Origin of the sequence: Mesorhizobium sp. M0659, from assembly GCF_040320605.1 — a bacterium.
GTDB lineage: Bacteria > Pseudomonadota > Alphaproteobacteria > Rhizobiales > Rhizobiaceae > Mesorhizobium.
On sequence record NZ_JAMYPY010000003.1, the window covers coordinates 150,985 to 164,180 of the forward strand.

Consider the following 13,196-nt stretch of genomic DNA (forward strand, 5'->3'; position numbering starts at 1 on the left):
GCCTCCAATGATTTCGCGCCCGCCGGCCGCAGCCTTCAATGCTTGATGCGGTCGCGCATGGCGTACCACAACATCCCCAGCACATAGAGCGGGCCCCGCAGCGCTGTACCGCCCGGGAACGGCATCGGCGTCAGCGTCGAGAACAGGTCCAGCCGCGAGGCGTCGCCCGTAATCGCTTCGGCCAAGAGCTTGCCCGACAGCGTTGACAGGATGACGCCCTTGCCGGAATAGCCATGCGCGAAATAGACCTCGCCATAGTGCCCGACATGCGGCAGCCGCGACGTGGTCACCGACACCAGACCGCCCCAGGCATGATCGATGCGGCAGCCCTTCAGTTGCGGGAAGGTGGCCTCCATGTGCGGCCGCACGAAGCCGGCGATGTCGGCCGGCGGCGATGGCGTGTAGCGCTCGCCGCCGCCGAACAGCAGCCGACCGTCCGCCGACATGCGGTAGTAGTTGACGACGAAGCGCGTGTCGGACACCGCGACATTGGCCGGGATGACATTGTGTTTGCCCTCCAGCGGTTCGGTGGCGACGATGTAGTTGCCGACCGGCATGATGCGGCTGTTGACGCGCGGCTCCAGCCCATGCAGCAACGCGTCGCCGGCCAGCACGACATGTTTGGCCCTTACCGACCCCTGCGCCGTCGAGACCCGGATCGAAGGCTCGCGCTCCAGCTTTACCGCGACGGAATTTTCATGGATGACGACACCGGCCGCCACGGCGGCACGGGCAAGGCCGAGCGTGTAGTTCAGCGGATGCATATGGCCGCCAAGCGGCTCATACATCGCGCCATGATAGGGCGTGTCCACCTTGCCGCGTGCCTGCGCCGCCGACAGGATCTCGACGTCGCGGAACTTCATCACGCTCTCGAGGCATTTGGCCTCGTCTTCGAGATCCCTGAGGTCGGAGCCATTAACGGCACCGACGAGATGGCCGGTCAGCCGCAGATCGCAATCGATGGCGTGGCGCTCGATGATGTCGAGCACCAGGCCCCGCGCCTCGAAGGCGAGGTCGAACAGCGCCTTCGCCCGCTCGGGGCCGTAAAGCTTGACCAACCCCTTGGCGCCTTTGCGCAGGCCAGGGATCATCTGGCCGCCATTGCGGCCCGACGCGCCCCAGCCGATCTTGCCGCCTTCGAGCAGCACCACCTTCAGGCCGCGCTCGGCGGCATGAAGGGCGGCCGACAGGCCGGTGCAGCCGCCGCCGACCACCACCAGATCGGCGCCGACATCTCCCACCAGCGCCGGATGGTCCGGCGCCGGATTGGCGGTGGCGACATAATAGGAATTGCCGATATCGAGGCTCGAATTGAAACCTGTTGAGCCGGAGGCCATGATCACACCTTCAGCAGCAAATGGTCGCGTTCCCAGCTCGTCACCACGCTCTGGAACAGGTCGAGTTCGACGCTCTTGACGCGCAGATAGGTCTGGAAAAAATCCTCGCCGAGCAATGCCCGCACCGGCTCGCAAGCAATGAAACGATCAAGCGCCTCCTCCATCGTTTTCGGCAGCGTGCTTTTGATCCTGTAGGCATTGCCCGAGGCCTCAGCCGAGCGCGCCAGCTTCTGCTCGACGCCGAGATAGCCGGCAAGCAGCGAACCGGCGATCGCCAGATAGGGATTGCAATCCGCTCCCGGCAAGCGGTTCTCTACCCGCCGGGCGGCGCGGCCACCTGCCGGCACGCGCAGGCCGCAAGAGCGGTTGTCATGCGACCATTCGATGTTGGCCGGTGCGCTGTGGTTCGGCCGGATGCGGCGGAACGAGTTCACGTTGGGTGCGAACAGCGGCATGATCTCGGGCACATATCTCTGCAGGCCGCCGATGAAATGGCCGAACATTTCGGTGTCTGCATCATCTCTGTCGGCAAACAGCGCGGCGCCTGTCGTTTCATCGACGACAGACATGTGCAGATGCATCGAGCTTCCCGCCTGCGCCGCGATCGGCTTGGCCATGAAGGTCGCGTGCATGCCGCTCTGCTGCGCCGCCTGGCGAGTCAGCCGCTTGAACAGCAGCACCTGGTCGGCGAGCGGCACCGCGTCGCCGTGCAAGAGATTGATCTCCAGCTGCGCGGTGCCGGACTCATGGATCAGCGTGTCGAGCGGCAGGCCGGCGGCTGCGGCATAATCATAGACGCGCCTTATCACCGGCTCGAATTCTTCCAGCGCCACCATGTCATAGGGATGCTGCGAGCCCTCGGCGCGGCCATTGGCGCCAACCGGTGCCGTCAGCGGCTGGTCGGGATTCGGATTGGGCGCGGTCAGATAGAATTCGATTTCCGGCGCCACCACCGCGCGCCAACCGCGCTTCCGGTAGAGATCGAGCACGGCGCGCAGCACATGTCGTGGCGAGGCCATCCAGGGCTTGCCTTGCATGTGGAAGGCGTCGGCGAAGACATAGGCTTTGCCGACGCCACCGCCCGGCGCCAGGCACAGCGTCGACATATCAGGCACCATGCGCATATCCGGGTCTTGATAGGCAAAGCCTTCGTCGATGGAACCGGAGTAGCGGCCATCGATGCTGACCAGGAAAGCGCTGCTCGGCAGGTAGAGTGCGCGGTCTTCCAGCGCCTTGAGGAATTTCACCGTCGGCAGCGCCTTGCCGCGCAGCACGCCATTCATGTCGGGCACCAGGCACTCGACCTCCGTGATGCCGTGCTGGGCGAGCCAGGCCTTGGGATCGTTGCCGGTGAAGAGAGCGGTGTTGGTATTTTTGTCCTGCATTTTGGTTCACGTACCTATGAGAGAGAGTATGGCTTGCGCGGCCACATCCGTTCCAGGGGTCAGCGCCATCTTGGCAGCATTGTCCCTGAGGCGGGCGCGCATCGCATCGTCGGCCAGCAGGCCGAGAATGGCTCTCTCCAATCCCCCTTCCGTCCAGGCGTCGCGGCCGATATGGTCGCCGACACCTGTCTCTCCCGCGCGTTGCGCATTGTCGTGACCGTCCCAGCAATAGGGCATGATCAGCGACGGCACGCCGAAGCGCAGCGCCTCGCAAAAGCTGTTGTTGCCGCCATGGTGGATGAACAGGTCCGACTTCGCCACCACCGAAGGCTGCGGAAACCAGGCGTCGAGATAGACATTGTCCGGCACCGCGCGATAGGCGTCGCGCAGGCCGCCGGCATTGACGATGAAGCGCGCCGGCAGCCGGTCGAAGACGGCGAGCATGCGTTCGATCAGCCCGACATCCATCGCGCCGAGACTGCCGAAGCTGACATAGACCAGCGGCCCGCCATTGCGCGGAAACACCGGCACCTCGAACGGCCCTTCCGAGCGCACGCAGCCTTCGAGATAAACGAAGCGTTTGGGGTCGAGCGGCTCGGCCCGCTCACGCCGTACGATCGCTGGCGTCAGCAGCAGATTGAGGTCGGGTGATGTCTCGAGGAACAGGCCCTTGGGCAACGGCGCCAGGCCGGCATCCGCGCGAAAACGGTTGAAGCGCTCATGCGCGGGTGCGGAGGCCGCGAGATAGCGCGCTTCGAACGCCGCACGTTGCGGGTCGTCGGCACCCATCCCCGAGAGATAGGGCGGCACCTCGGCATCCGGCAGTTCCGTCTCGGCACAGGAGACGACGCGCACCCACGGGCAGCCGGCGGCGGCGATCGCCGGGAACATGATGACGTTGTCGAGCACCACCACATCCGGCTTCAGCCGCGCCAGCAATTGGCGCAGCGGCGCCTCGGCGTTGACGGCGGTGTCGACGATCGCTTGCCAGGTCGGCGCGACATAGGTCTCGAGCTGGTCGATCGGGCTCAGCCGGAAATGCGGCAGGTGCCGGCGCACGAAGGCCTGCCAATAGCTCTGCCGCTCGCTGTCGCTCAGCGGCTCATCCGTCGGCAGATGGTATTCCTGGAAGCCATAGTCGGTAAAGACGCCGGAGAAGCCGGCATGGCAGATGAAGACGGGGCGAGCGCCCCGTGCGCGCAATGCCTGTGCGATACCGACGCAATTCAACGCGGCGCCGAAACTGGCTTCGGGAAACAGCGCGATGGTCGGGCTGGCTTTACGCGTCAATTATTCCTCTTCAATCCGGCCGGCTGATCATGCCGAACAGTGCGGGAGCTCCGCGGCTGGCTGCTTGCGGTCGCTGGCTGCGGGAGAGCCGCAGGTGGATGCGAAGCAGATCGGCAGCCACCTCATACTGCCGGCTTTCAAGATAGTCGAGTATGCCCGAGTGTTCGCGCAACGATTGCCGCAGCCGAAACACGTTGACGCCGGAATAGATGCCCGGCAGCCGGCGCAGGCGGAGATGATCGGCCAATGCATCCGACACAAAACGGTTGGCGCAGCCCTCGGCGATCATGCCATGAAAATCCATGTCCAGCCGCTGGAACTCGCGCGTGTCGAATGTCTCGTCCGGCAGCGCTGCAAGCGCTTCCATGCCTTGCCGCAACATTGCTGCCCGCGCCCCGTCCAGCCGAAAGCCTGGCGTCAGGATGGCCGCCGGCTCCAGCACCAGGCGGAACTCGTAGCTTTCGCCTTGCGCCTCCGGATCGTCCGGCGCGCGGCGAAACAACCAGGATTGCCCAGGCGCACGATCCAGAAGATTCTCGTCGGTCAGTTTGTTAAGTGCTTTTAGTACCGTCTTGCGATCAGCGTCGTAGCGTCGCATCAGCCCCGCGATGGTCACCGTCTGGTCCAACCGTCGCGCCGAGCGGTCGCGCAGGATGGCTTCGGCGAGCTCGTCTTCCTCCGCACTAGGTAGTTCGGCGGCAACGGCGGGCTGGGCGGCGAGGTCGACCGTCAGATGATAACCGCTGTCGGCCTCCCAGCGCACCACGCCCCGTTCCGCGAGCAGGCCGAGTGCGGCGCGTACGGGCGTGCGCGAGACATTGCACAGCGAGGCGATCTGCTGTTCGGGCAGGCGGGCGCCAGGCTCGAAGCCACGCTGCCGCGCCACATCCAGGATGCGCTGCGCCAGATCGAGATGGTTGGTGCGAGGTCGTCTGGCTACGGCTTGCATGACTTTTCTCGAATGCGAATGTGGCGCATTGGTCTGGCTGATCGCCGGAACAGGGACAATCGGCCAAATTCCTCCGTCGGTTGACAGATTATGGATTGACGTACTTTTTTCTGCAATAGTACTGTCGGCACAATCGGCGAGAAAAGACCGAGGGAACAGGATCGAGGCAGGCGCGCGCGTCGCCGGCCTTGGTCCGGCAAATGATTTCGACGATCAAACCGAATGGGAGACTGCCATGACCGCTACCAGCCTGCGGCGCCGTGCGCTCAATACATCCTCAATCGCTCTCGGTCTCGCCCTGACGCTCTCGGGGCCGGCCGCCGCAGCCGACCTCGTTATTTCGAACTGGGATGGGTACATGGCACCCGACGCCATGGCCGCTTTCAAGACCGCCACCGGCATTGCCGGCGAAGTGGTGGTGCACGCCACCAATGAAGAGATCATGGGCAAGCTGATTGCCGCCGGCGGCAAGGGCTATGACGTGGTCTTCGTCTCCTCGCCCTTCGCCGAAGTATTAAACAAGCTTGGCCTGACCGAGCCGATCGACCATGCCAAGATCCCCAACCTCGCCAACCTCTATCCCGAAGCGACCAAGCTGCCGCACGATGCCGGCAACGCTTTCTCCGTGCCTTACACCTGGGGCACGACGGGCCTCTGCTACCGCTCTGACCTTGTCAAGACGGCGCCCACGAGCTGGAGCGACCTGCTCGCCCCTTCCGACGAGATGAAGGGCAAGACCACCATGCTGGCGACCGATCGCTGGCTGCTGGCCGCCGGGCAGCTCGACAAGGGCTATTCGGTCAACGAGACCGACCCGGCCAAGATGGCCGAGGTCAAGGACCTCCTGATCTCCGCCAAGAAGACCCTGCTCGCCTATGACGACACCACCTTCTATTCCAAGCTGGTTTCCGGCGAGGCGCTGATGGTGCAGGCCTGGGACGGCTGGTGCAATTACGGCATCGCCGACAAGCCGGAGATCAAATACGTCATCCCTAAAGAAGGTTCGGACCTGTGGGTCGACACGATGGTGGTGATGAAGGCGTCCGAGCACAAGGACGACGCCTTCAAGTTCATCAACTTCATGCTCGACGCCAAGAACCACGCCTGGGCGGCGCAGAACATCGACTACAAGGTGCCGAACAAGCCGGCGATGGAAAGCCTGCCGGCCGACTTCCTGGCCAAATTCCCCAACATGGCGATGCCGGTGGCCGATCTCGTCAAGTTCGAGCAGTTGCGTGACGTCGGCGAAGCCCAGCGCGACTATTCCAAGATCGTCAGCGAGATCAAGGCCGCGCAGTAAGCGGCGCAGACTTCACGGCCGGCAGCACTTCTGCCGCCGGCCCTGAGCGGTACCCGAGAAATTGTCCCAGACCCGACTTCGTTCCTCTCTGCTGATGGCCCCGGCGCTGGTCTGGCTGACCGCGCTGATGGTTATCCCATGCGCCCTGGTGCTGGCGCTCGCCTTCTTCCGGCGCGGCGTCTATGGCGGCATCGACTACACTTTGACGCTGGAAAATTTCGGGTTGGTGTTCGACCCGCTCTATGCCGGCATCTTACTCAAATCGGCGCGTATCGCCGGCACCGCGACCCTGATCGCGGTGGTGATCGGCTATGCCGCCGCCTATGCGATCGCGGCCGCCCCGCGCCGGTGGCAGCCGGTGTTCCTGTTTTTCGCCGTGCTGCCGTTCTGGTCCAACTACCTGATCCGCACCTATGCCTGGATCGTGCTGCTGAACCGCGAAGGCCTGATCACCCAGCTCTTGCGCTGGTTCGGCTACACCGGCGAACCGCCCTCGATGCTCTATACCGAAGGCTCGGTCATCGCAGGCCTCGTCTACAACTATCTGCCCTTCGTCATCCTCGCCTGCTACGCGCCGCTGTCACGCCTCAACCCGGAACTGGCCGAGGCCTCACGCGATCTCGGCGCCTCCGCTGCCACCACCTTCCGACGTGTCATCCTGCCGCTGACCGTGCCCGGCATCGCTGCGGGTGCTGTCTTCGTCTTTGTGCTGTCGATCGGCAATTTCGTCACCCCGGCGCTGCTTGGCGGCGGCCGCTTCCAGATGATCGGCAACCTCGTCTACGACCAGTTCCTGACCGCCAATGACTGGCCGTTTGGCGCGGCATTGGCGATGGCGCTGATCGCCATCATGCTTCTGGTGCTGATGGCGCAGGCGCTCGCCGCCGACCGCGCCGCGGGGCGTGCGGCTGAGGCAAGGGGTGACGCCTATGGCTGAGCGCCGCGCAATTCTTGCCTTCTCCCCGTTCACCGGGAGAAGGTGCCCCGAAGGGGCGGATGAGGGGCGGCGTCAACCTTTGCGACGCTCAACGCTGCCCCCCGTCTGCCTGCCGGTAGCTTCTACCCGCGAACAGGGAGAAGGACTCTGGTCGTTCGCTTGCCCTCCAATTGTCGGAGGCCGGCGATGACCCATTCCTTCACCCGTACGCTCGGCATGCGGACGATCCTCACCCTCGTCTTCGCCTTCCTCTACATCCCGATCGCCGTGCTGGTGGCGCTGTCCTTCAACGAAGGCGGATTGCCGACGGCATGGTCGGGCTTTTCGCTGAAATGGTATGCCTCGCTGGCCGGCAATTCCGCAATCCTTTCCGCTGCGCTCAACACGCTGATCGTGGCGTTGGTCTCCACGGCCATCGCCACGCTGCTCGGCACGCTGCTGGCCATCGGCATCGAGATGCGCCGGCAATACGGCAGGGGTCTCGAGGCGCTGATCTTCGCACCGATGATCATCCCCGACATCGTCCTGGCGATCGCTCTGCTGTCGTTCTTCTCCATGCTAAACCTGACCATGGGCCTGCACACCATCATCCTCGCCCATGTCGTCTTCAACCTCGCCTTCGTCTGCTCGGTGGTGCGCGCAAGGCTAAAGAGTTTCGACTGGTCGATCGTCGAGGCCTCCGCCGACCTCGGCGCCTCGGCTCTGACCACCTTCCGGCGTGTGACATTGCCGGTCATCGCGCCGGCAGTGATTGCCGGCGCTCTGCTTGCCTTCACGCTCTCGGTCGACGAGTTCATCATCGCCTTCTTCACCGCCGGTGCCGGCCGCGCCTCGACGACGCTGCCGATGCAGATCTACGCCATGATCCGCTTCGGCATCACGCCGGAGATCAACGCGCTGGCGACCATCGTCATGGCGGTATCCATCACCGCGCTGACCCTGTCGCAGCGGCTCAACCGTGGGATCATCGGCCAATGAGCGAACCGCGCACGCTGCTGGCCATTGATAACGTTTCGAAGAAGTTCGGCCGGGTCACCGCCGTCGACGGCATCTCGCTCGACATCCGCGAAAACGAGTTCTTCGCGCTGCTTGGACCCTCCGGCTGCGGCAAGACCACGCTGCTGCGCATGCTGGCCGGCTTCGAGACGCCAACCGACGGCCGCATACTGCTCGATGGCAAGGACATCGCCCGGACCCCGCCCAACAAGCGGCCGGTCAATCTGATGTTCCAGTCCTACGCGCTGTTCCCGCATATGAGCGTGCGCGCCAATGTCTCCTACGGGTTGGAGATGGAGCGCTTGCCGAAAGCTGAAATCCGTTCCCGCGTCGAGGCCATTCTGGCCACCACCGAGCTTGTCCCCTTCGCCGACCGTAAGCCTGAGCAATTGTCGGGTGGCCAGAAGCAGCGCGTCGCGCTCGCCCGCGCGCTGGTCAAACGGCCTCGGTTGCTGCTGCTCGACGAACCGCTCGGGGCGCTCGACAGGAAACTGCGCGGCGCCATGCAGTTGGAGCTGAAGCGCCTGCAGCACGAAGTCGGCATCACCTTCGTCATCGTCACCCACGACCAGGAAGAGTCACTCGTCATGGCCGACCGCATGGCGGTGCTCAAGGACGGCCAGTTGCTGCAATGCGACGCGCCGCATGCGATCTACGAGCATCCCGCCGACCGTTTCGTCGCCGACTTCATCGGCGTGATGAATTTCGTACCGGGCAAGGTGTCTGCGGATGGCGTGATCGCCGCGAACGGCGCGCGCATTGCCGGCAAGGTTCCCGCCGCGCTTTCACCCGGCGCTTCCGCCGTGGCCTCGGTGCGACCCGAACGCATCCGGCTGTTCCCGTCACCCGAGACCGCCAACCGCACCGCCGGCATGGTCGAGGCGCTGGCCTATCACGGGCTGGACCTGCAGTTGCATATCCGCACGCCTCTGTCGCCAAAACCATTTCTGGTGCGCGTCACCGCCGATGCCGCCGACCGCCGGCCGGTCTCGTCGGGCGATCAGGTCGAACTCGGCTGGGACGCCGCCGATGTCAGAATTTTTCAGGAATAGGAGAGCTTGATGGCGCAGAAGACGATCGCGTTTTTTCCCGAAGCGGCCTACGGCCCGGCGCTCAATTCGGTCGGCATCGCGCAAGCGGTCGAGGCGCGCGGCCATAAGGCAGTGTTCCTGTCCGACCCCGGCTTTGTCGATGTCTACAAGGGTTACGGCTTCGAAGCGCATCCGGTGAACCTGTCGGAGCCGATGCCGCCCGAGCAGATGGCGAAATTCTGGGAAGACTTCATCAACGGCCACATCCCGAACTTCCGCAAATCGCCCTACGATCAGGTCGACAATTACGTGAAGGATTGCTGGACCGCGATCGTCGACAGCGCCAAATGGGCGCAGAAGGATTTGCCGCGAGTCCTGGCCGCCATCAAGCCTGATGTCATTTGCGTCGACAATGTCATCCTGTTTCCGGCCATCAAACAGTTCGGCAAGCCTTGGGTGCGCGTCATCTCCTGCTCGGAAAACGAGATCGAGGATGAGGACATCCCGCCGCATCTCTCCGGTTGCGGCGAGAACGACCATGTGGGCCACCAGCGCTATCGCGATCATTTCAATGCGGTGATCAAGCCCATCCACGACGACTTCAACGCCTTCCTCACCGCAAACAATGAAGCGCCATACCCGGTCGGTCAGTTCTTCGAGACCTCGCCCTATCTCAATCTGCTGCTCTATCCCGAAGCGGCAAAGTTCAAACGCCGCCATCCGCTTGATACGACGAAATTCCAGTATCTCGAAGGCTGCGTGCGGCAGGAAAAGCCATACGCCGTGCCGACCTTCGCCGAGAACAATGACGGGCCGCTGCTCTATGTCTCCTTCGGCAGCCTCGGCGCCGGCGATGTCGATTTGTTGAAGCGCATAATCGCAACACTGGGCAAGACCCGTTACCGCGCGCTGGTCAATGTCGGCGGCTACAAGGACCAGTACACGGATGTGCCGGACAACGTCATCGTCGAGAGCTGGTTTCCGCAGCCTTCAGTCATCCCGCAGGTCGATGCCGTAATCCACCATGGCGGCAACAACTCGTTCACAGAGTGCCTCTATTTCGGCAAGCCGGCCATCATCATGCCCTATGTCTGGGACGGCCACGACAACGCCACCCGCGTCCAGGAAACCGGCCACGGCTTCGGCATGCCGCGCTACGACTGGAGCGACGCCCAGCTGATCAGCAGGATCGAAGCCTGCCTGACTGACCCCAAGATGAAGATCAGGCTGGCGAAGACCTCGGCGCAGATGCAGGCCCAGAACGGGCCTGAGAAGGCAGCCGGGCTGCTGGAGGCGCTGCTGTGACCTCCTCCGCCCCGCATCTCTACCAAGCCTCCACCCGCACCGACCTCGTCGACTGGGGCGCCCAGTCCGACGCGCTGGACGGCGCGTCGCACTCGACCGGCAGGCTTGTCCACAAAGGACCCAACAACCAGCCGGAATCCGGCATCTGGGTCTGCACGCCCGGCCGCTGGCGGCTCTCGATTCCGCGCGACGAATTGTGCCATTTCGTCGCCGGCCGCGCGACGTACCGGTCGGATGCCGGGGAGGTGGTAGAAGTCGCAGCCGGGACCGTGGTCATGTTCCCTGCCGGCTGGACAGGCGAATGCACCGTGCATGAGACCATGCGCAACGTCTACATGCTGGCCTGACATCGCCGCGTGGTGGAGCTTCAGGACATGCCGACACCGCACTGGCCAAAAGCCTCGACCGTGGAACTGGAGCATTGGGGCGCGGGCTGCAACACGCTTGCCGGCTCGCCGCGCGCCTCGGGCAAATCCTGTCGCAGAACCCGGACGGATCGAGCGAATGCGGCCTGTGGTCGTGCACGCCCGGCTTGCGAAAAGTCACCTTTGTCGCCGACGAGTTCTGCCATTTCCTGTCGGGTCGCGGGACTTATGTCCACGACGATGGCGAAGAGACCCCGGTCGGGGCCGGCACGCTGGTGTTCTTCCCCGCCGGCTGGGCCGGCACCTCCACCATCACGCAAACACTGACCAAGGCCTTCATGTGCCGCTGAGCACTTTTTCAAGGAAATCGCCATGACCACGCCAATCATGCAATCCCCGCTTGCCATCACCGACCTCGTCGACTGGGGCGTCATCCCGACCATGATCGAGGGGCAATCCCACACCTCGGGCAAGCTGCTCTACAAGGGGCCGGAGGGCCGTTCCGAATGCGGCCTGTGGGTCTGCACACCCGGCAAATGGCACTGCCATGTCACCCGCGACGAGTTCTGCCACTTCCTCGAGGGCCGCTGCACCTATGTGCACGAATCGGGCGAGGTCATCGAGATCGAGCCGGACACGGCGGCGTTCTTCCCGCAGGACTGGAAAGGCGTCTGCACCGTCCATGAGACCATCAAGAAGGTCTACATGATCCGCTGAGCGGACCTGAAAGGACGACCATGCAATTCTCCGCTGAACGGCCGGCTTTCTTCGTCAATCCGGACTACCGGCCGATGACCGGCACTGCAAAACCGGTGATCGATCCGGCGACGCTGGAGACCGTCGGCTCGATCTCCGCCGCAACGGACGGTGAGGTCGATGCGGTGCTGTGTGCCGCAACCACGGCACAAGCCGCCTGGAAGAAACTCGATGCCAAGAGCCGGGCAAAGCATCTGCATGCGGTCGCCAACGCCATCGAGGCGGCGGACTTCACGCGCTGCGCAGAGCTGATGGTGCGCGAGATGGGCAAGCCCTATCCCGAAGCGATCGGCGAGATCGCGAATTGCGCGCCGATCTTCCGCTACTATGCCGAGATGGCGCGCGACGACGCCGGCAAGATCGCCGGTACGACGCAGGCCGGGTCGTTCCAGTATGCGCGCTACGAGCCGTATGGCGTCTCCGTGCACATCATGCCTTACAACTTCCCGATCCTGCTGATGTGCTGGACCGTCGCGGCCTCGCTTGCCGCCGGCAACGGCTGCGTCATCAAGCCGGCCGAAGCGACGACGCTGTCGACGCTGGACTACATGACGGTGTTCCGTTCACTGCCGGAAGGGCTGGTCGCCTGCCTGCCTGGCACGGCCGCCACCGCGCAGGCGCTGATCGCCTCCGAGCGCACCCACGCTGTCGCCTTCACCGGCTCGGTCGCCGCCAGCAAGGCCGTGGCAGTCGCCTGCGCCGAGCGCATGAAGCCTTGCGTCATCGAAGCCGGCGGCAGCGATCCGCTGATTGTCAGCGAGTACGCTCCGCTGGAGGTGGCCGCTGCCGGCAGCGTCACCGCAGCCTTCCACCTCACCGGCCAGGTGTGCACTTCGGCCGAGCGCTTCTTCGTCGTCGATTCGGTTCACGATCGCTTCGTCGAGCTGTTCGCCGAGAAGACGCGGGCGCTGCGCATCGGCAATGGCATGGACAAGACCGAGATCGGCCCGCTGGTCAGCGAGGCCGCGCGAGCGAAAGTGATGCGGCTGGTCGATGATGCCATCAGCAACGGCGCTATAGCCGTTGCCGGCGGGCGCATTCCGCCGGCGCACAACACTGGCTGGTTCTACGAGCCTACGATCCTGACCGGGGTTACACCCGATATGGCGATCGTGCGCGAAGAGTGTTTCGGGCCGGTCGCCGCCATCTGCCGCGTAAAGGATTTCGACGAAGCGATCCGGCTTGCCAATGACAGCCCGTTCGGGCTTGGCGCCTCGGTGTTCACCACCGACCTCGCCGAGGCGCATGAAGCGGCCGAGCGGCTCGAGGCCGGCATGGTCTGGGTCAACAACCCGCTGATCGACAATGACGCCCTGCCCTTCGGCGGCTGGAAGGCATCAGGCCTTGGCCGCGAGCTGGGACGCCAGGGACTCGACGCCTTCCGACGCTCCAAGATGGTCATCATCGACCACAGACCGGCGATCCAGGACTGGTGGTACCCCTACCCCGACAGCTGGTTCCGCGAGACAGGCGGCCGCAAGCACGTGTGAGCCCGGCCAGTCCACAACGTAAGCTGATGCTTACGCATCTGCCGAGATAGGCCGG

General features: G+C 64.1%; 13 protein-coding genes. 9 read left to right on the top strand and 4 right to left on the bottom strand.

Annotation, left to right across the window (positions count from 1 at the left end; genetic code table 11):
* Positions 1-35 precede the first annotated feature (35 nt).
* The 4 genes from NKI31_RS06205 to NKI31_RS06220 are packed head-to-tail and all read right to left on the bottom strand — an operon-like array spanning position 36 to position 4,961.
* Positions 36-1,337 carry an NAD(P)/FAD-dependent oxidoreductase gene (locus NKI31_RS06205; protein WP_031201307.1) on the bottom strand — a complete coding sequence of 434 codons (1,302 nt, stop codon included), beginning with the start codon at positions 1,335-1,337 and terminating at the stop codon, positions 36-38.
* 2 nt (positions 1,338-1,339) lie between these two features.
* Positions 1,340-2,722 carry a glutamine synthetase family protein gene (locus NKI31_RS06210; protein WP_023685714.1) on the bottom strand — a complete coding sequence of 461 codons (1,383 nt, stop codon included), beginning with the start codon at positions 2,720-2,722 and terminating at the stop codon, positions 1,340-1,342.
* 6 nt (positions 2,723-2,728) lie between these two features.
* Positions 2,729-4,012: a glycosyltransferase gene (locus NKI31_RS06215; protein ID WP_023685713.1), complete on the bottom strand. Its 1,284-nt coding sequence runs from the start codon at positions 4,010-4,012 to the stop codon at positions 2,729-2,731.
* A gap of 10 nt (positions 4,013-4,022) precedes the next feature.
* Entirely contained in the window at positions 4,023-4,961 is a 939-nt protein-coding gene (locus NKI31_RS06220; protein ID WP_352650851.1) for a GntR family transcriptional regulator, read from the bottom strand.
* Between the two features lie 235 nt (positions 4,962-5,196).
* Here NKI31_RS06220 and NKI31_RS06225 point away from each other — a divergent pair, with 235 nt between their 5' ends.
* From NKI31_RS06225 to NKI31_RS06265, 9 genes are all read left to right on the top strand, one after another.
* Positions 5,197-6,261: a polyamine ABC transporter substrate-binding protein gene (locus NKI31_RS06225; RefSeq protein ID WP_023686655.1), complete on the top strand. Its 1,065-nt coding sequence runs from the start codon at positions 5,197-5,199 to the stop codon at positions 6,259-6,261.
* A gap of 94 nt (positions 6,262-6,355) precedes the next feature.
* Complete coding sequence (locus NKI31_RS06230) at positions 6,356-7,198, top strand: ABC transporter permease (RefSeq protein WP_023712268.1); 843 nt, start codon at positions 6,356-6,358, stop codon at positions 7,196-7,198.
* A gap of 186 nt (positions 7,199-7,384) precedes the next feature.
* Positions 7,385-8,176: an ABC transporter permease gene (locus NKI31_RS06235; protein WP_023672946.1), complete on the top strand. Its 792-nt coding sequence runs from the start codon at positions 7,385-7,387 to the stop codon at positions 8,174-8,176.
* The gene (locus NKI31_RS06240) at positions 8,173-9,246 is read left to right on the top strand and encodes an ABC transporter ATP-binding protein (protein ID WP_352650853.1); all 1,074 of its coding nucleotides are present in this window, start codon (positions 8,173-8,175) and stop codon (positions 9,244-9,246) included. The genes NKI31_RS06235 and NKI31_RS06240 overlap by 4 nt, the downstream gene beginning before the upstream one ends.
* Before the next feature lie 9 nt (positions 9,247-9,255).
* Positions 9,256-10,530, top strand: a complete 1,275-nt coding sequence (locus NKI31_RS06245) for a glycosyltransferase (protein ID WP_352650855.1) — start codon at positions 9,256-9,258, stop codon at positions 10,528-10,530.
* Positions 10,527-10,877 (top strand): cupin domain-containing protein, encoded by a 351-nt coding sequence (locus NKI31_RS06250; protein WP_023672949.1) that lies wholly within the window; start codon positions 10,527-10,529, stop codon positions 10,875-10,877. The genes NKI31_RS06245 and NKI31_RS06250 overlap by 4 nt, the downstream gene beginning before the upstream one ends.
* A gap of 74 nt (positions 10,878-10,951) precedes the next feature.
* Entirely contained in the window at positions 10,952-11,245 is a 294-nt protein-coding gene (locus NKI31_RS06255) for a cupin domain-containing protein (RefSeq protein WP_352650857.1), read from the top strand.
* A 22-nt stretch (positions 11,246-11,267) separates the two neighbouring features.
* Positions 11,268-11,612: a cupin domain-containing protein gene (locus tag NKI31_RS06260; protein ID WP_115139971.1), complete on the top strand. Its 345-nt coding sequence runs from the start codon at positions 11,268-11,270 to the stop codon at positions 11,610-11,612.
* A gap of 20 nt (positions 11,613-11,632) precedes the next feature.
* Complete coding sequence (locus tag NKI31_RS06265; protein WP_352650859.1) at positions 11,633-13,141, top strand: aldehyde dehydrogenase family protein; 1,509 nt, start codon at positions 11,633-11,635, stop codon at positions 13,139-13,141.
* The last annotated feature ends 55 nt before the right edge of the window (positions 13,142-13,196 follow it).